Below are 257 nucleotides of genomic sequence, written 5' to 3'. Positions count from 1 at the left end.
ATGGTCATCCATCAGCCCTCTCCGCCGACGGACAGGGCGACGACAGGATGGTTGCTGCCCTGGATATGCAGGAACAGCGGAGCTCCACCTTGCAGGCGAGCCAGTTCAGCGGGGCTGAGCTCCCACGCTGAAATCATCCAGCCGTCGCGGTCGCAAATCTCCAGCGTGTGGCAAATGCCATCCCGCTCGTGATTCCAGTCGGGCGGCGGAGCCATGCGGCGCGTGACATCAGTGAGCGGCAGGCTTCTCATCAAGCG

General features: G+C 63.4%; 1 protein-coding gene. It reads right to left on the bottom strand.

The genetic code is table 11. The features are described 5' to 3' along the window. Positions 1 to 11 precede the first annotated feature (11 nt). Positions 12 to 257: hypothetical protein (locus KZZ06_RS21500; protein ID WP_219581959.1), on the bottom strand; the 246-nt coding region annotated here is incomplete at its 5' end.

It is taken from the genome of Sulfitobacter sp. CW3, assembly GCF_019392245.1.
In the GTDB taxonomy this organism is placed as follows: Bacteria; Pseudomonadota; Alphaproteobacteria; order Rhodobacterales; family Rhodobacteraceae; genus Sulfitobacter.
This window is presented reverse-complemented; position numbering and strand designations above follow the sequence as displayed.